25 protein-coding genes and 1 tRNA gene are annotated in these 25,443 nt (G+C 40.9%); 7 read left to right on the forward strand and 19 right to left on the reverse strand.

The genetic code is table 11. The annotated features are described in order from the left end of the window. Positions 1-50: 50 nt before the first annotated feature. The 12 genes from IV55_RS07520 to IV55_RS07575 form a co-directional block, all read right to left on the reverse strand. Positions 51-1,445, reverse strand: coding sequence for a hypothetical protein (locus IV55_RS07520; RefSeq protein ID WP_057810923.1), 1,395 nt, complete (start codon positions 1,443-1,445; stop codon positions 51-53). A gap of 17 nt (positions 1,446-1,462) precedes the next feature. Continuing rightward, positions 1,463-2,083 carry a YveK family protein gene (locus tag IV55_RS07525; RefSeq protein ID WP_057810925.1) on the reverse strand — a complete coding sequence of 207 codons (621 nt, stop codon included), beginning with the start codon at positions 2,081-2,083 and terminating at the stop codon, positions 1,463-1,465. Positions 2,084-2,101: 18 nt separating this feature from the next. Beyond that, positions 2,102-2,896, reverse strand: a complete 795-nt coding sequence (locus IV55_RS07530) for a LicD family protein (protein ID WP_057810927.1) — start codon at positions 2,894-2,896, stop codon at positions 2,102-2,104. Continuing rightward, positions 2,896-3,804: a glycosyltransferase family 2 protein gene (locus IV55_RS07535; RefSeq protein ID WP_057810929.1), complete on the reverse strand. Its 909-nt coding sequence runs from the start codon at positions 3,802-3,804 to the stop codon at positions 2,896-2,898. The genes IV55_RS07530 and IV55_RS07535 overlap by 1 nt, the downstream gene beginning before the upstream one ends. A gap of 621 nt (positions 3,805-4,425) precedes the next feature. Then, entirely contained in the window at positions 4,426-6,444 is a 2,019-nt protein-coding gene (locus tag IV55_RS07540) for a glucosaminidase domain-containing protein (RefSeq protein ID WP_057810931.1), read from the reverse strand. Between the two features lie 91 nt (positions 6,445-6,535). Further along, complete coding sequence (locus IV55_RS07545; protein ID WP_057810933.1) at positions 6,536-7,642, reverse strand: AI-2E family transporter; 1,107 nt, start codon at positions 7,640-7,642, stop codon at positions 6,536-6,538. Between the two features lie 44 nt (positions 7,643-7,686). Continuing rightward, on the reverse strand, positions 7,687-8,229 hold the full coding sequence (locus IV55_RS07550; RefSeq protein WP_057810934.1) for a DUF402 domain-containing protein: 543 nt from the start codon (positions 8,227-8,229) through the stop codon (positions 7,687-7,689). Positions 8,230-8,385: 156 nt separating this feature from the next. Continuing rightward, on the reverse strand, positions 8,386-9,507 hold the full coding sequence (gene glf, locus IV55_RS07555; RefSeq protein WP_057810936.1) for a UDP-galactopyranose mutase: 1,122 nt from the start codon (positions 9,505-9,507) through the stop codon (positions 8,386-8,388). A gap of 7 nt (positions 9,508-9,514) precedes the next feature. After that, the gene (locus IV55_RS07560; RefSeq protein WP_057810938.1) at positions 9,515-10,570 is read right to left on the reverse strand and encodes a glycosyltransferase; all 1,056 of its coding nucleotides are present in this window, start codon (positions 10,568-10,570) and stop codon (positions 9,515-9,517) included. A gap of 9 nt (positions 10,571-10,579) precedes the next feature. After that, positions 10,580-11,347 (reverse strand): DUF4422 domain-containing protein, encoded by a 768-nt coding sequence (locus tag IV55_RS07565; protein WP_057810940.1) that lies wholly within the window; start codon positions 11,345-11,347, stop codon positions 10,580-10,582. Positions 11,348-11,371: 24 nt separating this feature from the next. Further along, positions 11,372-12,016, reverse strand: a complete 645-nt coding sequence (locus IV55_RS07570) for a sugar transferase (RefSeq protein ID WP_057810981.1) — start codon at positions 12,014-12,016, stop codon at positions 11,372-11,374. Positions 12,017-12,090: 74 nt separating this feature from the next. Continuing rightward, entirely contained in the window at positions 12,091-13,515 is a 1,425-nt protein-coding gene (locus IV55_RS07575; protein ID WP_057810941.1) for an oligosaccharide flippase family protein, read from the reverse strand. A gap of 192 nt (positions 13,516-13,707) precedes the next feature. On the opposite strand from IV55_RS07575, the gene IV55_RS07580 reads away from it, so the two are divergent. Genes IV55_RS07580 through IV55_RS07595 form a run of 4 tightly spaced genes read left to right on the forward strand, consistent with a single transcriptional unit; the run spans position 13,708 to position 17,720 of the window. Next, positions 13,708-15,585 (forward strand): NTP transferase domain-containing protein, encoded by a 1,878-nt coding sequence (locus tag IV55_RS07580; RefSeq protein WP_057810943.1) that lies wholly within the window; start codon positions 13,708-13,710, stop codon positions 15,583-15,585. Beyond that, a complete protein-coding gene (locus IV55_RS07585) occupies positions 15,578-16,549 on the forward strand; it encodes a DMT family transporter (protein WP_057810944.1) in 972 nt (323 codons plus the stop codon). The genes IV55_RS07580 and IV55_RS07585 overlap by 8 nt, the downstream gene beginning before the upstream one ends. A 16-nt stretch (positions 16,550-16,565) precedes the next feature. Next, positions 16,566-17,267 carry an NTP transferase domain-containing protein gene (locus tag IV55_RS07590; RefSeq protein WP_057810946.1) on the forward strand — a complete coding sequence of 234 codons (702 nt, stop codon included), beginning with the start codon at positions 16,566-16,568 and terminating at the stop codon, positions 17,265-17,267. A gap of 3 nt (positions 17,268-17,270) precedes the next feature. Beyond that, positions 17,271-17,720 carry a flavodoxin gene (locus IV55_RS07595; RefSeq protein ID WP_057810949.1) on the forward strand — a complete coding sequence of 150 codons (450 nt, stop codon included), beginning with the start codon at positions 17,271-17,273 and terminating at the stop codon, positions 17,718-17,720. 57 nt (positions 17,721-17,777) lie between these two features. Here IV55_RS07595 and IV55_RS07600 read toward each other — a convergent pair whose 3' ends face one another. Next, complete coding sequence (locus IV55_RS07600) at positions 17,778-19,301, reverse strand: CHAP domain-containing protein (RefSeq protein ID WP_057810951.1); 1,524 nt, start codon at positions 19,299-19,301, stop codon at positions 17,778-17,780. Positions 19,302-19,576: 275 nt separating this feature from the next. On the opposite strand from IV55_RS07600, the gene IV55_RS07605 reads away from it, so the two are divergent. Further along, the gene (locus IV55_RS07605; protein ID WP_057810953.1) at positions 19,577-19,984 is read left to right on the forward strand and encodes a GtrA family protein; all 408 of its coding nucleotides are present in this window, start codon (positions 19,577-19,579) and stop codon (positions 19,982-19,984) included. 31 nt (positions 19,985-20,015) lie between these two features. Here the strand turns inward: IV55_RS07605 and IV55_RS07610 are convergent, their stop codons facing one another. Both IV55_RS07610 and IV55_RS07615 read right to left on the reverse strand, forming a co-directional pair. Then, a complete protein-coding gene (locus IV55_RS07610) occupies positions 20,016-20,897 on the reverse strand; it encodes a YihY/virulence factor BrkB family protein (protein ID WP_057810955.1) in 882 nt (293 codons plus the stop codon). Positions 20,898-20,981: 84 nt separating this feature from the next. Next, a complete protein-coding gene (locus tag IV55_RS07615) occupies positions 20,982-21,608 on the reverse strand; it encodes a DNA-3-methyladenine glycosylase (RefSeq protein WP_057810957.1) in 627 nt (208 codons plus the stop codon). Positions 21,609-21,746: 138 nt separating this feature from the next. Between IV55_RS07615 and IV55_RS07620 the strand changes: the two genes are divergently transcribed. Together IV55_RS07620 and thiD are read left to right on the forward strand one after the other, a co-directional pair. After that, complete coding sequence (locus tag IV55_RS07620; protein ID WP_057810959.1) at positions 21,747-21,944, forward strand: hypothetical protein; 198 nt, start codon at positions 21,747-21,749, stop codon at positions 21,942-21,944. 158 nt (positions 21,945-22,102) lie between these two features. Further along, on the forward strand, positions 22,103-22,909 hold the full coding sequence (gene thiD, locus IV55_RS07625; RefSeq protein ID WP_057810961.1) for a bifunctional hydroxymethylpyrimidine kinase/phosphomethylpyrimidine kinase: 807 nt from the start codon (positions 22,103-22,105) through the stop codon (positions 22,907-22,909). 314 nt (positions 22,910-23,223) lie between these two features. On the opposite strand, the gene IV55_RS10165 is transcribed toward thiD, so the two are convergent. The 4 genes from IV55_RS10165 to IV55_RS07640 form a co-directional block, all read right to left on the reverse strand. Then, complete coding sequence (locus IV55_RS10165) at positions 23,224-23,523, reverse strand: hypothetical protein (RefSeq protein WP_146993605.1); 300 nt, start codon at positions 23,521-23,523, stop codon at positions 23,224-23,226. Between the two features lie 26 nt (positions 23,524-23,549). Beyond that, positions 23,550-23,622, reverse strand: a tRNA-Arg gene (locus IV55_RS07630). A gap of 37 nt (positions 23,623-23,659) precedes the next feature. After that, positions 23,660-24,043: a tautomerase family protein gene (locus IV55_RS07635; protein WP_057810963.1), complete on the reverse strand. Its 384-nt coding sequence runs from the start codon at positions 24,041-24,043 to the stop codon at positions 23,660-23,662. Positions 24,044-24,045: 2 nt separating this feature from the next. Then, on the reverse strand, positions 24,046-25,440 hold the full coding sequence (locus IV55_RS07640; protein WP_057810965.1) for a DEAD/DEAH box helicase: 1,395 nt from the start codon (positions 25,438-25,440) through the stop codon (positions 24,046-24,048). Positions 25,441-25,443: the final 3 nt, after the last annotated feature.

A 25,443-nucleotide genomic window follows, 5' to 3' on the forward strand; every position in this document is an offset into this window, starting at 1 on the left:
TTTGTGTAATTTCACTGTACCGACAATTGGATACTCAAAAAAACTGCTACTTAGGCAGTTTTTACAGTTTCTATAGATTTTTTTAATATCTTCAATCCAACAACATAAAAGAAAAAAGAAATCAAAATATAGTATTCAGACCAAGAAAAAATGAAAAATGCTAAGAAAGCAAACATTGCAAGATAGATTTCAAATGCATCTGACAGTAACAAATATAGTTTGCTGCTATCAGTAGGATTATTTGTGTTCAAAAGGAGCTTTTTAAATTTTAGCGTTGTAATCAGCTGCTTATAAATATAAACAACTGGTGCAACGACTAGCAGCAAACCAAATTGGGCTAGCCACCCTCCCCAGATACTTAAAATAGGATAACCACCGGTAGCATAAACATAGATAAACTCCCAGTTGCTTTTTGACCATTCTGGCGCATTCTCAACTAAATACGGTCCGGTCCACCCATTTCCGACACCCAATAATGGATGCTGAAAAAATGTAATAAAGAGTGCAATGGTACCGCCCAAACGATTATCGGTTCCTGACTTCTTAAACAGATAATCGTTTAGCAAATGACGAACTGGTGAAACTAGCAAATATGCTATAAAAGCTAGAACCAGCGCAACACCAGCGACTTTCATCAAAAATTTACGTTCATGCTGATTGGATTTCCAAAATAAGGCCATTATGGAAAGCCCGATCACTAAAAATCCAGTTGTTGTCTTTGCAAAAAATAATACTAAAAGCGTTACTAAAAATAGGCCAATCAATAAATATCTCTGCTTTTTTTCATTATATTTTGTATTAGAAAAGAAAACAAAATGATTCCCAATCCCGGCCACTAACAGTGGAATAAATACAAGACCAATCTGGCCTGCCAAATAGCCCGCCTCTGCTTCAAATCCATTTATTCTACCCATGGTGGTTGCATAACTACCGTTCACATAGAAGTTGCGCCCATGCCATCTTTTCTCAAACATCATCGCTAGGAAATCAACCCAGCCATGCAAAAGCGGCGTCATGCTAGCAATAATCTGTGGAATTAACACAACTAACTCAAAAATTGCTAACGTAATTAACGTTGACCGCACAAACGTGAGGATTGACGCAGTTGAGTTAATTGTTAAGGATACCGCGTAATACGCTAAAACAAACGTAGCAACAAGACCAATAATATCCACGAAAGAGGTTACAATCCCAATTCCCTGAATAGAATCTGTATACTTCGCATAAGATCTTGCAATGACAATAAATTGTGCAAATAACACAAGTAATGTATACAGGACAACCCCTCTAGAAATATGTGGCGCACTCAATGAGTCCGTTCGCTGGCTCGCTTCAAATAAGACAAGGATTAATAAAGCAACGAATGGAAGCTCTGCCACAGTTCCTGGTAATCCGTACGAAAACACCCTTGTAAATAATGAAATGGGTATTAGAATACCTGACATGATTTTAAATTCCTATCTTAACGTCGTTGATTTTTAAATAAGTCAATTCCAAACACCACGATAGCACCCAAAACTAGACCAGCAGCCAAACCATAAATAGTTAATTTATGAACGTTTGGCGTCGTGACAGTATCGACTGTATGATCTTCAGCAGGTGCCAGCAGTTCCACAGAGCCACCATGTTTGATGTATTTAGGTAATGATTTCTGAACCGTTTTAGCAGTCACATTTGCTAGCTTAATTGCAATGTTACGAGAATCATTGGTAGCTGCAATCGTCAACACTGCAGAGTCCGCATTGGTAGTAGTGCTAATTTGTCCATTAAGCTGATTCTTATCCTCAGTAAATCCTTTTGTACCGCGCATACTTTTGTATACACGATTTGTCGTGATTGGGTCATCAATGATTTGTGCATACGTATTCATTTTTAAAACATCTGCACGTGTGAGTGAATCTGAATCTTTTGCATTCTTATCGTGTGCAATCACTATTGATCGATGAGCTGTATATGTTGTCTTTTGTTGATGCTTTAATATCGCAAAAGTTGCTCCGCCAGCAACAATCCCAACCAGCAAGACAATTAAAATATTCTTACAAAATATTTTCCATAATTCCCCAATTGAATAATCAGTCTTCATTAATCTTTCTCCTCATCCTTATCGAATCTTTACGTCTAAATGATGATCTTCTCGTTGATCCACCGCGGGCATCTGTAAATAATTGCCGTAGGAATATTTTAAGTACTCATCATATTTAGTTGGAACTGATAGCATATGCTCTTCAAAAGGCAATTGCGTTTTTCCAGCGAACCATGAGCTTTCCAGCTTGTATTGTGTAAACAGTGCACCGCTTGCATCTGCATATGCTGATGCATTAGAACGCCCATTATACCTTTGTGCCAACTTATCTAATTGCTCGGCAAAGCGCCGAGCCCCAATCATGTGTGTTAACTTAACAACAACCCGTTTCACTGGATTTTTATGCAAGCTATATTTTTGAATGGCCGTCATTAATAATTTTCGTGAAATACTTTCATGAATCAAAAACAATTTAGCCTTCAAAGAACCCTCTGGTAAACAGTCCAGTGGAAAGATATCAATAAACAAACCGTAATCGGCAATATCATACTTATTTGATTCTATTACTTGTGTGTGCGGATCAACCAGTTTTGCATAAGAATAATAATAGTCGTGATGCGAATATAAGCTAAACAAATCATATTCACCATCTTGCTCCAATATCTTCAGAAGCTTATTATAAGCTTCACGCTTCATGTAAATATCGACATCATCATCCCATGGAATAAAACCTTTGTGTCGAACCGCACCAATTAACGTCCCACCACATAAGAAATATTCCAAGTCGTTTTCCTGGCAAATTGCATTCAAATAAGCGAGCATTTTTAGTTCGCGATCATGAATTTCAACTAGTGATAATTGATTCTGACTCATTATGAATTTCCTTTTTGATCAGGGAATGTAATATGTGGTCTAAACACAAATCCTGCAAACATGCCCTTCAAAATTATGTTTATCCGTTTCATTCGCTTATTTGGACTATGTCTGATAACTTTATAAATCGCATATACATCACGTAAAAGTTGCGTGAACAATCCATGAAACCCACCATGATGCGATTCAGTATAAATAGAATTACGATAACTATAATAATACCTAGGGATCCGTCCTTCACTATCCGAAACTATATCTACACCATGATTAGCGGTCATCTTATGAATAACGATGCTATCGGTGACACAATAACAATCATATTTTTCTGAGATTCGAACCGTAAATTCATAGTCATCGCCCCAGACAAAGAATTCTTTAATTGGTAAACCTAATTTTTTTACCGTTTTGATTGGAACTAACAAAGAAACGAATGACGCAGCCTTCACTGCCACTAATCCTTTATCAGCCAAATTATTCCACTGCCCTACTATGTACGGAATATTCATCACAGCTGCTCCGCCATCAGTCCAACGGACATTACTACAGGTGAATCCGTCGCCAACGATTTGATCAGCAAAAGGATTAATTAATTTTTCTAAAGCATCGGCCTTAGGAATTGTGTCATCATCCATAACCCATAAAAAATCGTTAGTGCGATTCTGTATAGCGCTGTTCATTCCGAGGCTAAAGCCACCAGCCCCACCAATATTTTCTGTTGTGGATACAATCGTGATATTATTTTGACTGGCTTGTAGACTTTCTAAAAAATCAGCAGTCCCGTCTGTACTATTATTATTAACTATTATTAATTCATTAACCGGGTGCGTTTGGCTTAAAATTGCCGCAACACTTTCTTTTAATAAAGCCAATCGGTTGTATGTAACCAACACGGCTCCCACGTTCTTCATTACCGAACCTCATCTCTCAATTATCTACAGCTACCTATGAAGGATACACAAGAAATTGACGTTGAACAACATATTAAGCAAATCATTGTAAAAAAATAAAACAATACTCATATTTCAAATACTGATATCAGTTATCATAATCGGCCGCCACATAAATTACGCTATTGAACCAAGCACCAATAAATCGAATGGTCATCGGTATGCTACATGCATTTCATTTTAAAATGGCCTAATATCTATTTTTTCCGACACAATTACTATCTTCACACTTTCAACCTGGTGAATGCCAATTGCACTCGTAAGAACTATTTAAGAAGCATATGCTGTTCGAATCAATGTCAAACTTCCAAAGTTGATTGTCTATCATCCAATGAATCACTTAAAAGGTATCCATTTCATTTATGCCACGATACAAAGCAAATCACATATTTTCTTTAACCTTTTCCATTCATAATTAAAAAAGTGTCCGAGACTGTGATCAGCCCTGTCAATTTGACAAGGCCAATCGCAGTCCCAGACACTTTTTTGAGTTACGAACTTAAACAGTGAAACCGTGGACAAATTACCTTATTCGTTTATTGATGCAGACTCTAAGATCAGAATTGTACGCTAACTTAAACGCTACATTCGATCCATTACACCACTAGCCGTAAAGTGATAGTTCTTACCGTTGATGGTCACCCAACCAACTTGCATGGAACCGTTCGTATTAAAGAAATACCAGTGTCCATTCATATACTGCCACCAAGATGCCATGACCCCGGTCTTAGGATTAAGGTAGTAGCGCTTTCCATCTAAATTAAGCCAATTCGTCTGCATATACCCGTTCTTATCAGCATAATACCACGACCCATTCACAAGGTACCAACCAGTCTCCATTACCCCACTTCGGTTAAAGAAGTACCAGTGCCCGTTCATGTATTTCCACCAAGACGCCATTGCCCCAGTCTTTGGATCAAGATAGTATTTCTTCCCACCTTGATCCATCCAGTTAGTTGCCATCTGCCCATTTGAGCCAAGATAGTACCATGCCTTATTAACGAACTGCCAACCAGTTTGAACAACACCGTTATCCTTACTAAAGTACCATTTGCCACCGTCCTGGAACCACCAGCGACTCAGCGTTCCCGAATTGGTCAGATGATACCGAGCACCATTAATTGTTTGCCAGCCCGTTTGCATAGCACCACTTGCATTGGCGTAGTACCACTCATTACCAGTAAAGAACCAGTTTTTAGCCATGGTTCCATTAGCAGTATTTAAATAATACCAGTGACCACCATTTGCAAGCCAGCCTGTTTGTCTAGCACCACCGTTAGATGGATTCAAATAATACCACTGGTTGCCGGTGAACACCCAATTCTGCTGCATCACGCCGTTATTGTCTAGGTAATACCATTTATTCCCAGGATTAACCCAGCCAGTTTTTCGTGCGCCATCTGTCCCAAGAAAGTACCATTTGTTATCTTGATTAAGCCACCAACTTTGCATAGTACCAGCGTTATTAGCATAGTACCATTGCTTGGTTGTGTCTTGAAACCAGCCCTTTGAAAGGCTGCCGTTAGGAGCGACATATTGCCAGCCGTTACTAGTGTAATTCCACTTACTCGTATTGAACGCCAATTTGTCCCAAGAAGTTAAATTATATGCGTTAATGATATTAAACAGCGAGGTAGAATAGTTCATCGCTGTTGCATAACCATCTTGCCGAATCAAAGAAACGGCAGTCCATGCATCTTTTTGCCATAACAAATTATGGTATCTAGAATTAGCATTTAAAAATAATGCATGATCCAAGACACTAGCAGCTGCATCTGGATAAACTCTAAAATAGTCATTAATCAAAACTAATCCATACCCATAATCTTCGTAGGTTGGCATTAAAACGGAATTTCCATTGTAGCTTCCTTTAATACCAAAAAGATTATGATATACCGATGAAAGTGATGATTGACCCCATCCAGATTCTAAAATAGCTTGCGCAGCTGTTAAAGATGGCAACACACCGTATTTTTGCCATCCTTGGATAGCACCATCTTTGATGGCATCTAAAAAGGCATCTTGGTAAGAGTAAGCTGCAGCCGCAACTCTAACAATCTCTTGAGGCTGTCCAGTTGTTTCATAGCGTTCAGTAGCCGCACTCTTAGCCTCAGACATCTGTTGTTCATTTGCCGATTCATCTACCTCAACAATATTAGTTGAGGCGACTTCATTAGCTGTTGATTGACTAGCAGCTGCATCAGTATTTACAGAAGTAGCCGCTGACAAATCAGTGTTCACAACTGTCTTATTGGAACTAACAGACGCTGCCGTAGACTTAGGCTGATTACTTGTCGTTTGAGCATCAGCCCGACTACTATCTGAGTTAGCTATTTCAGAAGCACTTGTAGCTGCCTGACTAGTAGACGCTGTTGATTTATGAGACACAGTGGACAATGCCGCAGACCCTTGTGAGCTTGAGGCTTGAGAAGTTAAATCTAGTGAGGCTACTGATGAGGCTTCACTTCCAGAAGTTGTGTCACTAGCTACATTGGCCTCAGCATTTACTGTTCCAACAGCGATTGCCCCTAGTGTCAATCCAGCAACTAACCACTGCTTACCTTTTTTATATAATTTAAAATGTGTCTTTTTTGTTGTCAAAATCGTATAGCCTTTCTAGAAACCAGTTACAAGTTTTAAGATACCTTAAAGGTTATACTAACAGATACCTTTTTCAATTAAATTACAGTTCCTAGTCTTTTATGTTATTCATCTCTTTTTCACGATCCAATTGCAGAATATTCCACACATAAATAACCACCGTACGTAATACTGCGTAGAACGGAATACATAAAATCATGCCGGGAATCCCTGCAAGATGACCTGCTGCAAGCAGCAAGATGATAATTGTTAACGGATGGATTTTTAATGATTTGCCAATGATATTTGGATAAATGATGTTGCCGTCAATCTGTTGAACGACGATAACAACAACGATTACCCACAGCAATTTTGAAGGCGCTAAGATCAAGCCAACAATAATCGCTGGTGTAATCCCAATATATGGACCAACATAGGGAATAATATTACACAGACCAGCAATAATTCCTAAAAGCAATCCCACCGGCATGCCAATCAAAAAGTAGCCTAACGTCGTAAAAACACCGACAAACAAGCACTCGATAACTTGTCCACTGATATACTGCGAAATCGTATTGCCCATTTTTCTCAGCAAATCCGTCACTTGCTGTTCTCTTTTAGCTGGGAAAAATCGTTTAATTGCCGGCAAAAATTTATTGCTATCGCTAAGCATATAAAACAATACAACTGGAACAGTAATGGCCGTTATTGTGACATTCGTGATAGTCCCCACAACGGTTCCCAAGCTAGTTGTCACTGACTTAATAAATCCTTGAGCCCATCCTGCAAACGAAGACTCCAAAGTCTTAACGTAAGCCTGAACATCTGCATTATGCATGAAATGACTATGATCTATAAAACCCGAGATTTGTTTTTGTGATTGTGCAGCGATATGTGGTGCATTTTGGATCAACTGACCAATCTGATTAGTTAGCAAGGGAACCAACGAGAAAATTCCTAAAACAACTAATGCTATTAACGTAACAATGACAATCAGAGCCGCAATACTACGACTCACTCGCCATTTTTTTATTCGAATTTTCATCAATAACTCGACGACTGGATTCAACATATAAAACATAAACCCAGCAATTATCAGCGGCACAAAAACCGCTGAAACAAACATTCCCAAAGGCTTAAATAAAAAGTCTAATTTTGTACAAATCCAAATAAAAGATACAGTCGCCAATGCTACCAGTACCCAATATAAAGCATTCATATCTTTCAGCTTTGTAAAAATAAGCTCACCTCATTCTAGTCCAATCAATGTTGTGACACCTGCGACAGTTGCTGATATCGACGATACCAAAGGTCAATGTACGCTTCGGAAAAAGGACCCTTTCCGTTTTCAATCCAATCGATCAATACCTTGACATTAGTCTTCAGTATTTGATCAAGTTCTGCTGAATAGTGCCAATTTTTTCCATGTGCATCATACTCATCAACATCTAAAAGTTTTCGTTCTCCGTTTGGAAAAACTTTTACATCTAGATCGTAATCAATATACTTTAGTGCTTCATTGTCTAATGTGTACGGCGATGCCAAATTACAGTAATAAGAAACCCCATTATCACGAATCATGGCGATGATATTAAACCAATAGTGTTTATGAAAATAGACGATTGCAGGCTCCCGGGTCACCCAGCGACGCCCGTCATCCTCCGTAACCAACGTGTGATCATTAACACCGATAAACTCATTTTCAGTATTTTTAAGTAACATCGTATCCCGCCAAGTACGATGTAATGACCCATCATGTTTATAACTCTTGATAGCAACATACTCGCCTTCACGTAAATTGCTCATTAGTTAGCCTCCCCTCTCCTTTGTAATTTCTAGTAAACTCCGTCTAAGTATACCAAAATTTGTGTACTACCGTTTTTGGTTTATCAAACTTAGCAAAACAAAAGCCGCACTCCATTTTACGTGGAAGTACGGCCTTTGCTTAATCCTAATTGATGTTTATTTAAATTCTGTATCCACCGCCGTTAAAGCTGCGTGAATCACTTGATGCATATCATAATAACGGTACATTCCTAATCGACCACCAAATAAAACTGTGGGCTCGCTTTCGGCTAACTTGCGATACTGCGTATATAAATCATTGTTCTGTTTGTTATTAATTGGATAGTACGGTTCGTCACCGCGCTTCCATGTTGCAGGATACTCACGTGTCACGATTGTTTTATCTTTCTGACCTTTACCAAATTCAAAATGCTTATGTTCGATCACACGTGTATATGGTGTTTCCGCATCAGTATAGTTAATAACCGCATTACCTTGATAGTTATCAACATCTACCTCACTTGTTTCAAAACGTAATGATCGATATTGAAGTTCGCCAAGTTGGTAATCAAAGAACTGATCGATCATACCAGTAAAGATAATTCGAGGATAGTCTTTAATGTATTGCGCTTTGTTATCAAAGAAATCCACACCTGTTTCCACATCAATCAAATCATTATCCAACATTTTCTCGACAATCTGCGTGTACCCGCCGATTGGAATACCTTGATAGGTGTCGTTGAAGTAATTGTTGTCAAATGTGTATCGAACAGGCAAGCGGCGAATGATAAAAGCCGGCAAGTCAGTCGCTTTTTGTCCCCACTGCTTCTCTGTGTAGCCTTTGATGAGTTTAGTATAAATATCAGTTCCAATTAATGAAATGGCTTGTTCTTCAAGGTTTTTAGGTGTGTGATCACCAATGTTTGCTGCCTTCTTTTGCGCATCAATTGTCGCCTTAGCTTCCGCCGGTGTTGTAACACCCCATAGTTTATTGAAGGTATTCATATTAAACGGTAAGTTATAAAGTTCACCTTTATAGTTAGCAACCGGTGAATTGGTGTATCGATTAAATTCAGCGAACTGTTGAATGTAATCCCAGATATCCTTATCAGAAGTATGAAAAATGTGGGCTCCATATTGATGAACCTGAATGCCATCTTGTTCCTTTGTATAAATATTGCCGGCAATGTGATCCCGTTTTTCGATTACTTTAACACGTTTGCCTCGCTTAGCAGCTTCATAAGCAAACGTAGCACCAAATAAACCTGTTCCAACAATCAAATAATCATATTTTGTCATTTTAATTTTACCCTTTCAATAACGCTAAAACATTAGTCATGTAATTGTTCAAATAATACTTTTCAACCGACTCAACCAAAGCCTGTTGTCGTGGCATATTATCATCACGCAATACGCGTTCTATTGCTTGTTGTAATTGTTCGATTTTACCAAGATCATATAACTGACCGTTGCCAGAATCGATAATATCTTGAGGACCAGTCTGCACGTCTGAAGAAATAACATAGACGCCATACGATAACGCCTCAACAAGAACCATCGGAAAGCCTTCATATGTCGAAGTCAAAATCAAAGCATCTGCTTCGGTAATCTGCTGCCAAGAATCTGGAACAAATCCATGCCACTTGACGCGTTCTGCAATCCCTAACTGTTGCGCCAATTCTGGCGCCTTGTCCCGATCTTCACCGTCACCATAAACATCTAGCTGCCAGTCATATTTCACATTAGCCAAGGCGAGTAATAATTCGCGCAGATTTTTTTGTCCATCTAAAATCGTCCGTCCCATGTAAACCAAACGATTATGATTTTTTGAACGACTAATCATCTCAGATTGCGGTACTACGGGATTAAAAACCAACTGAATTTTAGCTTTTTCAATACCTGCAGCAATCAACTCATCACGAATACCACTACTAATTGCCCAATAAAAGTCCGCCGCCCTTAACATTTGGCTACGAACTGGCTTTCTCGAAAGCGAGTAATGGTACCACGCAATAACCTTAGTCTGTAGACTCGTTTTCTCACAGATTCGTTTTGCAAAACTCCACATCAGAGGATTCGTACTAATTAGAAAATCAGGCGTTTCTTGCCTCAAGATTTTGCTGATTCTTGAATAAAGGGTCAACGCGTATTGAATATTTCTGGTGAATCGATGTTTTCCTAAGCCAACGACCGTTATGGGCCGATTTAATGTCCAAGCGGTATCTGTTGTTCCACCTAAATCAATCACCTTTAAAGTGACATCTGTTGGCGAAACGAGTTTAAATGCATCACAAAAATTGGCGACCACTTTTTCTGTGCCGCCAAAACCATTCATATATGGAGTTAAGATTACTAGTTTCATTGTTTGTACCTAATTTCGAATTTGCGGATGTAATTTACGTTCAAGGAAAGTTGACCCTTTTTTCAGCCAATGTTCACTTTCCATATGCACATAGTTCACCTCGACAAATGAAGGTTTTAATGTTTCCAACCAAACATCTAACAACCGTTCACTAATAAAGCCATACACTCTCGCTTCATATGTGTCGTACTCAGACACATCTATACGGGTCTCTAATTTCCCTAAGATATCAAACAACCACGTGCAGTACAGGTCCAACCACTTTGACTTCATCACAAACATGTTGAACATATGTGCACTGCGTCGTTTCATAACATCGTCAAAAGATGCTAAATACTTTGGATAATCTTCGGCAATGATCTCTCTAGTTGTATCAATTGGTGCTCTGTGATGTGCGTGAATGTAATGTGAATAATTCGATTCGATATAATAATTACGCTTTTTAGGCAAGATAATGTCCGCCTGACTCAACAAGGAGTCCGTTTGCTCCTTATTCAAGAAAGTTGCTATATCCGCTTTATGACCAACACTCAAATACCGACGATAGTGCACAAGCCCGACTGCATCAGCCGAAATATTCTTCCACGCCCAATACAGTGCAGTCAACTCATTGTAACTACTGTTTTTGACTGAAATATTATCGCCTGTATTATCACCTTGAAATGTATCGTTCACATCTGGATGCAACGCTTTACCTACAAATACAGGAAGATAAAGGTCACTGTCTGCTGGCATTACATAATTCTTATGTGTGGCCACAACAATCTTTGTATTCATCTAACTACTCCATTTATCAAATAATTAATAGGCGCCATCTGACGTTGCAATGTGAAAAATATTCCGGAAGAATATTTTGACATCAAACCAAAAAGACGCGTGATCCACGTAATACAATTCCATTTCGCAGCGCTCTGGGTAGCCAATATTGCTACGCCCGCTAGCCTGCCACAATCCCATAGCTCCAGGTGTAACAGATAGCAATTTATTTACTCGATTGCCGTACTCGGATAGTTCATCACGAACAACAGGACGCGGTCCAATCAGAGACATGTCCCCGCGCAAGATGTTAACGAACTGTGGCAATTCATCAACAGATGATCTCCGCAACCATTTTCCAAACTGCGTAATTCTTGGATCAAGATCAGGCGGTAGTTTGTAATTATTATCAAGATATTGTTGATAAAGTTTTGGATCGGCTTTTAATTTTTCATCGGCTCCGACAACCATCGATCTAAATTTCAAAATATAAAAATCATGATTATTTTTACCAACACGCTGTTGGCGGTAGATTACAGGTCCTCGATTAGATGAGCTAACCTTATATGTTAACCATACAACCAAAAACACTGGACTTAATAGTACCAAGGCTACTAACGATAGAATCACGTCAATACTCCGTTTACTGATTCGGTAAACGATACCTTGAACAGGTATTTCATTTTCGATTAGAAACAATCCCCTTTAATCATGCTCTGCTGAAATACAACAGAACTTTTCTTAGCTTTCTTAAGTACAACAGGTTAATGCAAACGACTGCGAATTAGGCCTCGAACTTCTTCAATAATATACGCCCGTGTTAATAACAGTCCAACTGTATACACAATAATACCAATAATCACTTCGAAACCCAAACTTAGAAAGGACATCTTAACTTTTGTGTTAATAAAGAAGACGACGACAAACATTGCACCACCGCACAATAAATACTTCCAGGCGCCAGCAAACATGCGTCGCCATTGCAGTTGTCCACGTACGGCATACACTTGATAGGCGGTTACTAAACCCTCTGAAACAACCGTCGCAATTGCGGCTCCGCGTGCACCTATCGACATAATCAGTGGTACGTTGATTATGATGTTTGCGATTGCGCCTAACGTAACCGAAATTGTATAACTTCTAATCTGCTTAGTTGGCATCAAGAATTGACGTCCAATGACAGTACTCCAGGCAATAAATAAAATAATAGGCGCTTCAAAGAACATTAGCTCCCCAACCTCACTGTACTGTGAGCCAAAAAACCAAGGTGCAAATTTATCGCTTAAGGCTGCCAAACCAAACATCAGTGGAACTGATAAGGCAGTTACAAAATTCATATTTCGATACAGACTATTGTTCACACCACGGATGTCACCCTGCGCAAACTTGTTTGCAATATGAGGCAACATAACCGTTCCGGTCGCCGTAACAATTGACAAGATCGTTTTAACTAATGAATCAGAAAAGTTAAAGTACCCAGCCGAGATAGTTGAATCGAACTGTTTCAACATTGTTCGATTAACAACCGCGTACACTTGAATCGCAATGCTTGGAATAAACAATACGAACGATGGATATAAATGCGTTAGAATCCCCTTAAGCGTCAATGATACCTTAACGATACTACCTCTTAGATATGGCCATAAGGATAATCCACCAATCAATTGTGCACCGCCCTGAATACAAATATACTTGCCCAAATCGTCAGGTGTTTTAACCAGCACAAATATTAATGCAACAGAAATCATTTTCACTAAGGTGTTTCTTAAAACTGTTTTTTTAAAGTCCTCTAACCCCATAAAGTACCATGAGATATCAAGTCCTTGTGCGATTAACCAAATAATTTGCAGCAACTGAAAAACATAATATTGCCGGTCAAAGTGCAAAAACACCAAAAATCCAACAACCGCGATACTGGTCGTACATAACTGAAGAATTTCTATTTCCCAAAATATCCGTGAACGTTGCTCTTTATCATCGCGATGATAAGCAATTTCACGATTTCCATACACGGTAATCCCAAGATCGCCAATCAGCACAAAGTATTGAATGATTGACCAGGTGTATGTATAGATCCCGTTACCCGTTGGTAATAAAACACGAGATATATAAGGTTGGGTCAATAACGGAATCAACGTAATCAGCAATTGATATGCCGCATTGTAAAACAAATTACGAATCGTTTTCATCTTGGCCTCTTTACCACAGGTTTCATAAAACCTGATTTATATCTATTAGAGCATACCAGAAAAGTGAATTCTTTGGGCATCATTTTATGTTTTAGTCTATTAAGTAAATAGGAATCTTTTAACATTTATTTACAGCGTGTGATAGTATTAGGTGTTCTGAAATCAGAACACCTAACTGGAGGCAATCATAATATGCAAAAGAAAACAGATATCTTAAAAGTCCTATTACATATACAGGCAGTGGAAGCCACCGCCACATTTTCTCAACGTCAATTGGCCAAAAGCACAAAATTTTCATTAACTAAAGTGCAAGCCATTCTCGCTGAGTTAGAGAAAAAACATTTCGTGATTCGTAGTGGGAATAGCCAAGCACCACACTATCAGGTCAGTGCCCAAGGTCAGCAGTTCACCTTGTCGTTAATCAATAGTACTTTACCTACTTGGTCTGATCTATCAGAAAAGCAACCCACGACGGCCGTTATTTTAGCTGCCGGTACTACTCAAGATTTCAATCATCCTGTTGCATTGGAAGAATTTGATCATCAACCATTGCTTCAACGAACCATTGACCAACTCGCCAGCCACGGCATTACGAAAACAATCATCGTTGCTGGGTTTAAACAAAATTCAATTAAAAAACTAGTGGAAAATAACCCAGATGTACAACTCGTTATCAACGATAACTATGACTCAACTGGGACCATGGCCTCTCTGGCGGCAGCTTCAAAATATATCTCTGACTCATTTTTATTAATTGAAGGTGATCTACTATACGATGACGCAATGCTTAGCTTACTGTTGCAGGAACGGCAACCAAATGTCATTTTAGCTGCACCATTAAGTGGTTCTGGAGACGAAGCTTTCGTTGATTTCGATGAAAATAATCAGCTACTCCGCATCTCAAAAGACATTCGTCAGATGAATGAACTTTCTGCCGAAATGATTGGTCTCAGTAAACTTTCCTACGGTTTTTTTAAGTTAATGCTTGCGGCTTTCCTAAACAATCAGAATCAGTGGCTGAATTATGAATACTTGATAACACGATTGGCCCATTCAATTTCTGTAAAGTGTCTGCTAAGTGACAATCTTAGTTGGAAAGACATTGATAATTTGCAGGACTTAACCGAAGCACGTGACACAACGTTTCCTAAAATTAAGGTCAATGAGCAAAATGAACAGATTAAACTCGCTCAGCAAACCATCGTAGACGTTCTAAAGCTGCCAATAACGGCGGTCAAAAATGTTGCTTACGCTGGTGGTATGACCAATACAAACTATTCGGCACAAGTCCAGTTAGAAAGTGACGGAACGTGGGAGGAATGCTTCATTCGCATCCCCGGTAAGGGAACTGGCAAACTTATCAACCGGAAAACAGAACAGCCAAACGCAAAGCAAGCAAGTGAGTTAAACTTCAATGTACCAACTGTGTACATGGACGATTCAGGTATAAAAATCACTAAGACAATTTCCGGAGCACTGACCCTATCGCCACGTTCAATGCGTCTATCCACAAATTATCGTCAAGCCGCGCAGCTTTTAAAACGAGTTCATACCTCATCAATGACCTTTTCAAATACCTTTTCATTCACAGACGAATGGCACCGCTACGAGCAAGCCGTGATCGATTTAAAACAGCCTTTCTTTAAACACTATGACATAGTGAGACTACAGGTTCTTAAGGCATTAACCAGACTTGATCAACTCGGTATCGAGCAACGACCTTGCCATAACGACTTAGTCCCAGAAAACTTCATCAAAGGTAATAATAATCAGCTTTATTTGATTGACTGGGAGTACTCAGGACTTAATGATCCAGCCTGGGACTTAGCTGCTTTACTGAATGAAAGCGACTTTAACTCAGAAGAAGAACTTGACTTCCTTCACCAATATGATGGCTCTGATACGATCAAACTACAGCAAAAGGTCCAAATCTATAAAGCATTGCAGGACATCCTCTGGAGTACTTGGGCAATTGTCAAAACTGCTAGTGGTGTCGATTTCAGTGACTACGGTCAAAAACGCTTCGATCGTGCCGCAAAAGAACTGGAGAGGATTCTCGGACATGATTAGTCGTAAGCAGTACTTAGAGCAACGTCTAGGCGGTCTCACTGGCGGTATTTTATGGGGCCTAGATACAGTCCTCATCGGATTCATTTTACTGCAATCACCACTTAAGGGTTTTACAGGAACAGCACCACTGCTAGCTACCTTTTTGCATGATACATTTTCAGCACTCGTGCTTCTTTTAATAGGTGCCAAACAAGCTGGTCAATCTTATCTAAAGTCGCTTTGGAATTCACTAGTTCATCAGTCTAGTGGCCGTTGGGTTGCTTTTGCAGCGATATTTGGTGGTCCCATTGGCATGACCAGTTATACGTTATCGATTCATTTTATTGGACCAGGATACACAGCTATTATTTCGGCCATGTATCCGGCCTTTGGTGCCTTATTAAACTTCATTATATTTCGACAACGACCAACGTTTTCTACGATTCTTGGGCTAACATTAGCAATTAGCGGCACAATGCTAGCCGGTATTTCAGCAAGCACGCAAAGCAGCGTCAACCCCATCGGATTTCTCTTTGCCGCAATGTGTGTAATTGGCTGGGGATCCGAATCAGTCATTTCTGCGTATGGTATGAAAAATGACTTATCATCCGATACGGCGTTACAAATCCGGCAACTTATCTCCGCAGTTGTTTTCGCCATTATCATCGTTCCACTCATACCAAGTGGATTTTCAATGACATTCTCGATTCTCACAGCACCGGTCTGCTTCATCTTATTTCTCACAGCACTGGCAGGTACCCTGTCCTATCGTTTCTACTACCGCTCCATTAATACACTGGGTGCCGTGGAGGCCATGGGTTTAAACATTAGCTACTCTGCGTGGGCAATCTTTATCGGACTTTTTTTCGGTAACGCCCTGTCCTTTACCGCATTACTTTTTGCCTTTATAATCATTGCAGGATCCGTTTTAACTGCAGACTCACAACAACTAATTTTGAAAAAAATAATTCATTTACGATCTTAATACTAGGAGCGAATCTATGAACGCCATCATCATGGCTGCCGGACTTGGTAGTCGTTTTAAAGAATTAACAAAACATCACCACAAAGCGTTGCTACCAATTAACGGAGTTCCTAATTTGGAGCGAACGATCACAATGTTACAAGCAGCTAACATAACTGAAGTTCACATCGTAACCGGTTACTTAGCAAATCAGTTTAACTATCTCCAAGAGCGTTTTTCTGACATGCACATTGTGCTCCACTACAACGATCATTATGCAGACTACAATAATCGCTACTCATTTCAACTGGCATTACCTTTTTTCGGTGATAGTTTTGTTATCGACGCTGACACGGTCATGCGCGACAATGTGTTTACCGATGTTCCGACAGAAAGTACCTATTTGACTGTCCTGAGAACCATCCACGGAACTGAATGGTGTCCTCAAACAAATCAAGACGGTCGCGTCACCAAAATGCTGGTCACTGACCAAGAAATACCCTCCATGTCAGGTATTTCTTTCTGGAATAAATCTACCGCCACCATCATTAAAAACGCCTTTCCGCAATATGCTACGCTGCAGCAACTGCAAGAAAAACGTTTTTACTGGGATGATATTCCAGTTGCAATGCTAGATGAGCTCTCCATTGGCACGCGAGAGGTAAAAAGCAGTGCCATGTATGAAATGGACACACAAGATAACTATCAAAAAATTCAAGAACTTTTACAGGAGGACTAACAGATGCTCGCAACCGTTGTTTTTGCAACCATTACCGGTAACAATGAAGATGTGGCTGACATTATCACAGAAGCTTTAGAGGATGCCGATCTAACCGTTCAGGAAGTTGAAATTTCTCAAGCAGACCCAGCTGACCTTTTGAAAAGTGACATCACTATCATCGTTCCTTATACATACGATGAAGGTGCCCTCCCAGAAGAAGGTTTAGACTATTTTGATGACCTCAGTGAACTGGACTTAACTGGCAAAGTATTCGGTGTTGCCGGTTCTGGTGATGTTTTTTATGGGGATGACTATGGTGTCGCCGTAGATCGTTTTGATGAACGTTTAGCAAGTACTGGTGCAATTCGTGGTGCTGACAAAATCAAAATCAACCTAGCTCCGGATAAAGACGATATCAAGCATCTCGATCAGTTTGCAAATGACATAATTGCAAAAGCGACTGCCCTTTAAAGTGCTAAAAAAGATGACCTCAGCGATTTTGCGTCGCTGAGGTCATCTTTTTTATATTTAAAATGTTAAGTAAGCTCTAAAACTACCATCGTTAATTCGAACCCAACGTGAACTGTAAGCCTGTCCATTAAAGTTAGCTTCGGAAACATGTACCCAAGAACCAGAGACATTATCTACGTATGCAACGTGACCATAGCCACCTGCATTCGTCCATGCAATCATACCGATTTTAGGATCATTGTATGTCACTTGTGAAGCATGGTCGATCCATTGTGCCGCATTTCCAAATCCATAAGGGGAAACGCCCTCTGCTGCTAACATTTTAGCAGCGTATGCAGTACATTGGCCAGCATAGTAACCATAGTTGTTGTTCCAATCAACTGGATGATTTTGCCACTGACCGGCACCGTTGAAGTAATACAACTTATTACCAACTGTTACGCGGTTTGTATACATCCAGCCAGCGTCACTTAAAAGGTACCAGTTATGGCCATCATTATACCAGCCAGTGTTCATGCCACCCCAGCCAGCAAAGTTGTACCATGCGCCATTAACCCAGTTCCAGCCGGTTTTCATACCGTTGTTGGTTAAATAGTACCAATTGTTGTTGATCACTTGCCAACCGGTTTGTAGATTACCGCCGGTTGCCATGTGATACCACTGGCCATTCATCTGTTCCCAACCAGTTTGCATCCGACCACTATGATCCATCAAGTACCACTGACCATTAACAGATTGCCAGTTATACAACGTTTCACCATTGGTACGTTCATTAATGTACCAGTTATGACCATCCCACAACCAGCCACGATGCATGTCGCCACCGTTGTTTAGATAATACCAGTTGTTGTTTGACCATGACCATCCAGTCGTCATCGTTCCTGAATTTTGGAAATAGTACCAATTATTGTTAACCCACTGCCATTTTTGGGCCATGCCACCCCAATTTTGGAGGTAGTACCAGGTATTAGCTTGCTTTGACCAACCAGTTGTCATTTTACCTTGATTGTCAAAATAGTACCAAGTCTTGTTAATGTTTTGCCAGCCCTTGGAAGTTGCACCCTTAGTAAAATACTGCCAAGTGTTGCCTTGCTTTTGCCAACCATTAACTTCTACTGGTTTTGCAACGGGCTTAACAGCGGCGGTTGCTGCAACTTTTGGTGCTGCACTTTGGGCTACTGACTTCGTAGCTTGTACAGGTGCTGCAGATTTAACTGGTGCTTTTGCCTGACTAGCAACGGAACTGACTGCTTGGCTTGCTTGTGGCTTCGCAACTGGTGTCTGACTAGCAGGTTTGCTACTGGCCACAGAGCTGGCTTTAGATACACTGCTAACAGCACTTGAAGCAGTACTATGCACATTGCTTGACATCGCATGGCTAGTTGCACTGACTAAACTCTGTTGATTACTCGTTTGTTTAGTTTGATTATTTTGATTAGTTGCAACATCCGCATGTACATTTACTGGATGCCCACTGAGAAACGTTAATGATAACACCGTTGATAACGTTAATAAGCCAACAGTACTGAGGCTCTTAAAGGTATTTTTAGTATTAACAATTTTTTTCGCGTTTTCGATCACAAGTTGCTCCTATCCATATTAAAATTCGTGTAATTTCATGTTTTGTACATTACAGCAAATCATTTAATAACACCAGGGTCCCAAAAACGTCCATAACTCTTTAAAACGCTGGTATAACACTAATACAAGCACATTATGACTAAGCTTAACGATTCCTTTACAACTACGTAACATCCTTACTCTCCCATGTTACAGAGCCCCTTTACATGTAAAATCAGTTAACGCAGATTCGAAAACATGCTATATTTATATCCATTATGAAAGGACGATATGACATGGTTCAGTGGATCAAAACCCACCAATCCCTAATTGAATACGCCGTCTGGGGTACGTGTGCCTTCCTCATCAACTTGTCGGTCTTCACGGTTCTAGACGTATGGACACCAATGAACTATCAAATCGCCAACGCAATTGGGTGGACACTGGCAACGACTTTTGCCTTCTTCACCAACAAGCTATGGGTATTTGCAACGCACGCGGAAACATTTCGCAGCCTCGCCAGAGAAATGTGGTCCTTTTACTTCTTTCGGGCGCTAACATTGGTCATGGACATTGTGATTTTGTTCATTGGGATTACTTTATTCAAGGGTAACGACATTATCGTGAAGTTAATCGATCAATGTATTACGAATATCGCTAACTATTTCTTTTCACGATGGTATATTTTCAAAGCAGTTAAATAAGCGTACCGGCAAAAATGCCAGTACGCTTATTTTAGTGCTGCGGTTTCTGTTTTCGTTTCCAAACACTTGTTAGCCAGTGAAAAGACTGCCGGGTTTCTGTGATTGCACCACCAAAGTATTCTTGAACGGATGCATTTAAAACAGCACCAGTCAAAATCACAATACCGGAAAAGTCTAACCACATCATGATGACAATCACTGATCCAACCGTCTTGTAGGTTGTCACTGAGCGCGCAAAGTAATCGACGTACAACGAAAATAATTGTGATAACAATAACCAAGCGACTGTTGCACTCAACGCACCTACCCATACATACCGCCACTTGAGTCGCGCATTAGGCAAGAAATAATAAAGTAGTAATAATAGCAAAAATAACATGACAAATGTCACCGGCCATTTCAGCGAACTCACCACATCAAACACGTTTTGCCCAAGGTGCAAAATGGGCGTCAATTGCTTAACAACGACTTGTCCCAACGTAAAGAACACAATAATCGCAGCCATGATCATGATGACCAGAATCATCCACAAAAACGAAAACAGGCGGTTGGTAATCGCGCTTTGATTTTTGCCGACACCATACGATTGATTGACAGTTCGTTGAAACGCAGCTGCTACCTGACTGGTCGACCAGAGTGCCACCACCGCCCCAATGGATAGCAAACCACCATTTCCGCGCTGTAAGAACGATAAAATTGCTGGCGCAAGCGTCTTGTAGATATCCTCTGGTACAGCCGTTTGTAAATATGTCAAAATCGTGCGCGCATCAATGCCTAACAGTGGTAATAAATTACCAACAACAATCACCGCTGGAAAAATCGACAGCAACGAATACCAGGCTAAGATCACGGCAGAATTACCGACTTCTGCATCATTAAAATGATGGAAAAAGATTTTAAAAAAACGTTTCATACTGCTGCCCTCGCTCCATGCCTTCAGTAATAATTAATTATTACCGAAAGACAGCAATTATGCAATTTCAATGGTCACCAAATACTATGCTTGTAACCACCCTTGTGTTGCCCAGTTCATATATCGTTTGCGCATCCCAGAGACATATGCATTTCCTGCAACATAGAAGCGTAGCTCACGATCCTGCCACGCACCCGCGCTGACACCAACGCGTGGTGCTGTTCCGATTTCCTGTGGAATCAGTCGCCGTTGATCAGTTATGGAAAATGGTGACTCAGCTAAACTAACATTATTCCACTGCAAGTTAGTCACACCCAACGCCTGTGTCAGTTTGGCCGGTCCGTTTGTCACTTCTTCCCCTGGCTGAGGACGTAATTCCCGCATTTTAGCCTCGCCTTGTGTCGGTTGAATGGCACGCAGCAAGACACCTTGTGGTGTTCCGGCTGGCTGACAAATTAAATTCATTAGGATCAATCCGCGCATCGTATAAAAGTACAGGGTGCCTGGTTCACTAAACAACGCTGCGTTAGCCGAACTTTTGCGATGTCCAAAGGCATGGGCTGCCGTGTCTAAGTCGCCTAAATACGCTTCGGTTTCAACGATAAGACCGCCAACCGTGCCGTTTTCGCCTTGATATAATAACTCATGACCCAATAGATCTGCAGCAATCCTTTCCGTTGGGCGATTCGTGAAAAAGTCTTGGTCTAACATATTATCCAACTCCTCCCTTGATGTGATTCTAAGAAATGAAACCGTTTTCTCTTAGAATCACATGCTTTCGTTGCCAATATGATACAACATAGATAGTAAGAATAGTCACCCATATTAATTCCTTAAGGAGGCTACATCATGCAACGCGACGATTCACTTATTGTTTGGATTTCAGGCAGCGTATTACCCATCATCATTCTTGTGGGCTTGCTATACGGCTTGATCGCAGGCCAAGTGGTTACTGGATTGGTCGTTGGTATTATTGCCGGACTGACTTTAGCAGGTGTGTCATTTATTTCATTTACCATGCTAGAAAACGTCTTTGCAGCTCACTAACTGCCTTTAGCAATCATTCAAAAGTACTGAGGTTAAGTTTGATACTAGCCTCAGTACTTTTTATTTGGGACTATTACACCGTTTATAAAACGAAAAATCCCGTTCTAAAGCGACTTTGTGATACGCTTACAGCAATAATTAGGAACGAGGTGTTGTTTATGGCAAACGAATTTCCCCAAGTCGTCACCATCGCCGGATCAGACTCAGATGGCAGCGCTGGCTTGCAAGCTGACCTGAGCACTTTTTTCACCCGTCACGTTCATGGCATGTCCATCGTAACCGCCTGTGTAGCTGGTAATTCATACGGTATCCAAGCAGCTACCGCCATGCCAACAGACTTCATTGACCAACAGTTCACTTCACTGGCCGATGACTTTGACATTCGTGCGTCCAAAACCGGTATGTTAGCTGACGCATCGCTAATCAATAACGTGGTTGCAAATTATCAGCGCGTCAACTTTGGACCATTAGTCGTAGATCCTGTCATTGTGACCAAGCATGGTGCACTATTATTAGAAGCCGAGGCTTTTGAAACTCTCAGGGAACGGTTACTCCCCTTAGCAACAGTGATTACGCCTAACTTTTATGAAGCTGAAAAGCTAACAGACCGTACGTTAAAAACTGATGCTGACGTCATCTCTGCTGCTCACCAGTTGCAGAAGATGGGCGCCAAAAACGTCATTGTTAAGGGAAAACACGCAGATACAACCCAGAGCGTCGTTCGTGACTTTGTTTTGCTTGAAAACGGTGACCACTTCTGGTTAAGTGCACCTTACATCCAAACTGATCACGTTAATGGAACTGGTGATTCTTTGTCAGCCTGCATTACTGCAGAACTTGGCAAAGGCGCCAGTGTCAAAGACGCCATCACGCTGGCAAAAGCCTACGTTAATGCGGCCATTGCAAATGAAATCGCCGTTGGGCATAAGTTGGGGCCAATCAATCATTGGGCCTTTCAAGATTAAGTACGAGAGTGGGACAAAAGTCGGAAAGTAGCGAGCAAGACCTAGAACGGCCGTACGAATTGGTTTAAAACCCGGTAGGTGGTTCGTCCTCTGCACAACGACTTGACTTTTGTACTATGTTTTCACTATTTAAGTTCATAAATAAAAAAATATGGCGTTTGGGACAAGATGAATTATGTCCCAAACACCATATTTTTGATTACTGAATTTAAATAGTTGAAAAGTCCAGTTGCGGGGTCGGATTATGAACTACCAAGTTAAAATCAACCCCGCATGACAGCCCGCATTATTGCTTGCTACTGACCCCTCTTGTCTCACTGGCCCATTATTAGCTCAGCCATCTTTTGTTTCACCTTATCTGACTTAACTAATAACACAGGAAAATCTGTCTCATTCCATTCAATTCGTGGTTCTGAACGGACAAACTCGATTAGCCCAGCTTGCATCATCTTCAGCATAATACTGATCAGACGCCGCTTAGCAAAGGTTGGTTCGCCCATATTAGCAATGTAGCTAATACTACGTGCTTTATCATTCTTACGAACCTTTTTTGCTTTTCCATTGCGCTCAATTGCATCAACCAAGTAATCAATTAATTCAGTATTGTTATCCACAATAAGCCGTCCCATCACATTTTGTATGACCCCACCCAGACTCGAACTGGGAGCAGCCGCTTAGGAGGCGGCAGTTTTATCCAGTTAAACTATAGGGTCAAAAACAGCAGTCGTCACCGCCGTTAATTAGTATACACTAGTTCAAAAATTGTGCCGCTCCATTACCGAAGCTCCAATCTGGGCTACCGTTCTCGCTAATAACAACCATCACATCATTCTTTTGAATTTTAGTAGTTGCTTCAAGTTCGGCAACTAGATCCTGGTAGAAAGTTCGCTTTTGTTCTTCAGTACGCCCTGCACGCATCGTCACTTGAATCATAACAAACTGATCAGTCCGCTCGATACCAAAGCCAGTATCTTCAATGATCATTTCGTCAGCAGTGTGTTGCGTCACGATTTGGTACCGGTCACGTAACGGAACTCCGAAATCCTGTACTAATATTTTATGTTCAGCATCTAATAAAGCTCGTAATTCGGATTTTGAACGACCTTCGATAACATCAAATTTAACAAGTGGCATAATTATGAATCCTTTCCATTTCGCAGTGTATTCTTATGACGCATCCCCTTATTTTTGGAATGCTTCTTATGAGAATGTGATTTTTTAGCTGGCTCGTTTAACTGAGCCTTGCCTGCCGAACGTTGTGGCTTAACTGGCCGCGTTGATTTCGTTGAGACGCGTGCTACTGGTGCAACTTCTGTATCTAAATCCGTCTTACTAGTGGCGACTCGACTTGTCCTAGACTTATCCGTCTTTTGATCACGCGTGGACTTGGCTACAGGCATTTTATCAGTTACCCGTGGTGCCCGCGCTGGCCGTTCATCAACAAAGGCGTTATGTGCAAAGTACAGTGGCTTCAACACATAGTCACTACCACGCAACGTTTGTTTTATATTACGCAGGTCATGATCATTCCCAAAGTTAATCACCAATCCACTGGCACCCATCCGACCAGTACGACCAACCCGATGTGTGTATGTGATTTGTGAACTTGGCAAATCAAAGTTAATGACTGCCGGTAGGTTGGGAATATCTAATCCACGGGCTGCAACATCAGTCGTCAATAGGTAAGTCACCTTGCCATTACGAAAGTCGCGCATTGCATCGGCACGTTGGACCTGCCGCTGTTTACCAGCGAGGGAAACAGCTTGTACATGTTCATGACGCATCGCAGCTGCCGCCCGTTCCAGTTCACCAAGTTGGTTAAAGAACACCAAGGCTTGAAAACCTGGAATCCGTGAAAAGCGACGCAACATAGCAGGACGCTGATTAGCAGGCAATTCCATCAGTCCATGGCGCACCGGCCCTTGTGTGTTATCTTCGGCACGAACGTCAATTGTTTTAACGTCGATGCCAAATTCTTCAGTCACTTCAGTTAGCGCGTTCGACTTCGTAGCTGAGAAGAAACTAAGCTGCGTATCGCGTGGTGCCTCACGAATAATATCTTCCACATCTGTCCGCGTTTCACCGGCAAGCAATTCATCTGCTTCATCAATCACAACACTAGTGACTAAATGTAGTTTCAACCGTTTATCACTAACCAAGTTTAAAACACGACCTGGCGTACCAACGACGATTTCAGGATTCTGTTTTAACTTTTCAATCTGCCGTTTGACGTTAGCACCACCGGTCAATGCAGCGACCTTCATGTCTAGTAAAGCCGCCCAGTCACGCATGACAGCAGTCGTCTGTTGCGCTAATTCCTGACTTGGTGCTAACACCAACAATTGGGTACCATCGCCTGGTAAAAGTTGTTCCAGTAAAGGCAGCGTAAAAGCAACTGTCTTACCTGATCCAGTTGGTGCTAAGCCAATCACGTTTTCACCATCAATTAAAGGTTGTTCGACCCCTGTCTGAATGGCTGTCGCTTGATCATACCCAAGTTCTTTAAAATGCTGTTCAAATCGTTTGTCCATTAG

Source organism: Furfurilactobacillus siliginis, assembly GCF_001437435.1.
GTDB classification, from domain to species: domain Bacteria; phylum Bacillota; class Bacilli; order Lactobacillales; family Lactobacillaceae; genus Furfurilactobacillus; species Furfurilactobacillus siliginis.

Excerpts from the sequence above, each read along its gene's own strand:
- IV55_RS07525 (WP_057810925.1), bottom strand. The coding sequence starts at position 2,083 with ATGAAGACTGATTATTCAATTGGGGAATTATGGAAAATATTTTGTAAG.
- IV55_RS07550 (WP_057810934.1), bottom strand. The coding sequence starts at position 8,229 with ATGAGCAATTTACGTGAAGGCGAGTATGTTGCTATCAAGAGTTATAAA.
- thiD (WP_057810961.1), top strand. The coding sequence starts at position 22,103 with ATGGCAAACGAATTTCCCCAAGTCGTCACCATCGCCGGATCAGACTCA.
- IV55_RS07610 (WP_057810955.1), bottom strand. The coding sequence starts at position 20,897 with ATGAAACGTTTTTTTAAAATCTTTTTCCATCATTTTAATGATGCAGAA.
- glf (WP_057810936.1), bottom strand. The coding sequence starts at position 9,507 with ATGACAAAATATGATTATTTGATTGTTGGAACAGGTTTATTTGGTGCT.
- IV55_RS07620 (WP_057810959.1), top strand. The coding sequence starts at position 21,747 with ATGCAACGCGACGATTCACTTATTGTTTGGATTTCAGGCAGCGTATTA.
- IV55_RS07615 (WP_057810957.1), bottom strand. The coding sequence starts at position 21,608 with ATGTTAGACCAAGACTTTTTCACGAATCGCCCAACGGAAAGGATTGCT.
- IV55_RS07545 (WP_057810933.1), bottom strand. The coding sequence starts at position 7,642 with ATGAATGCTTTATATTGGGTACTGGTAGCATTGGCGACTGTATCTTTT.
- IV55_RS07535 (WP_057810929.1), bottom strand. The coding sequence starts at position 3,804 with ATGAAGAACGTGGGAGCCGTGTTGGTTACATACAACCGATTGGCTTTA.
- IV55_RS07565 (WP_057810940.1), bottom strand. The coding sequence starts at position 11,347 with ATGAATACAAAGATTGTTGTGGCCACACATAAGAATTATGTAATGCCA.
- IV55_RS07595 (WP_057810949.1), top strand. The coding sequence starts at position 17,271 with ATGCTCGCAACCGTTGTTTTTGCAACCATTACCGGTAACAATGAAGAT.
- IV55_RS07575 (WP_057810941.1), bottom strand. The coding sequence starts at position 13,515 with ATGAAAACGATTCGTAATTTGTTTTACAATGCGGCATATCAATTGCTG.
- IV55_RS07520 (WP_057810923.1), bottom strand. The coding sequence starts at position 1,445 with ATGTCAGGTATTCTAATACCCATTTCATTATTTACAAGGGTGTTTTCG.
- IV55_RS07585 (WP_057810944.1), top strand. The coding sequence starts at position 15,578 with ATGATTAGTCGTAAGCAGTACTTAGAGCAACGTCTAGGCGGTCTCACT.
- IV55_RS07605 (WP_057810953.1), top strand. The coding sequence starts at position 19,577 with ATGGTTCAGTGGATCAAAACCCACCAATCCCTAATTGAATACGCCGTC.
- IV55_RS07635 (WP_057810963.1), bottom strand. The coding sequence starts at position 24,043 with ATGCCACTTGTTAAATTTGATGTTATCGAAGGTCGTTCAAAATCCGAA.
- IV55_RS07560 (WP_057810938.1), bottom strand. The coding sequence starts at position 10,570 with ATGAAACTAGTAATCTTAACTCCATATATGAATGGTTTTGGCGGCACA.
- IV55_RS07580 (WP_057810943.1), top strand. The coding sequence starts at position 13,708 with ATGCAAAAGAAAACAGATATCTTAAAAGTCCTATTACATATACAGGCA.
- IV55_RS07590 (WP_057810946.1), top strand. The coding sequence starts at position 16,566 with ATGAACGCCATCATCATGGCTGCCGGACTTGGTAGTCGTTTTAAAGAA.
- IV55_RS07640 (WP_057810965.1), bottom strand. The coding sequence starts at position 25,440 with ATGGACAAACGATTTGAACAGCATTTTAAAGAACTTGGGTATGATCAA.
- IV55_RS07530 (WP_057810927.1), bottom strand. The coding sequence starts at position 2,896 with ATGAGTCAGAATCAATTATCACTAGTTGAAATTCATGATCGCGAACTA.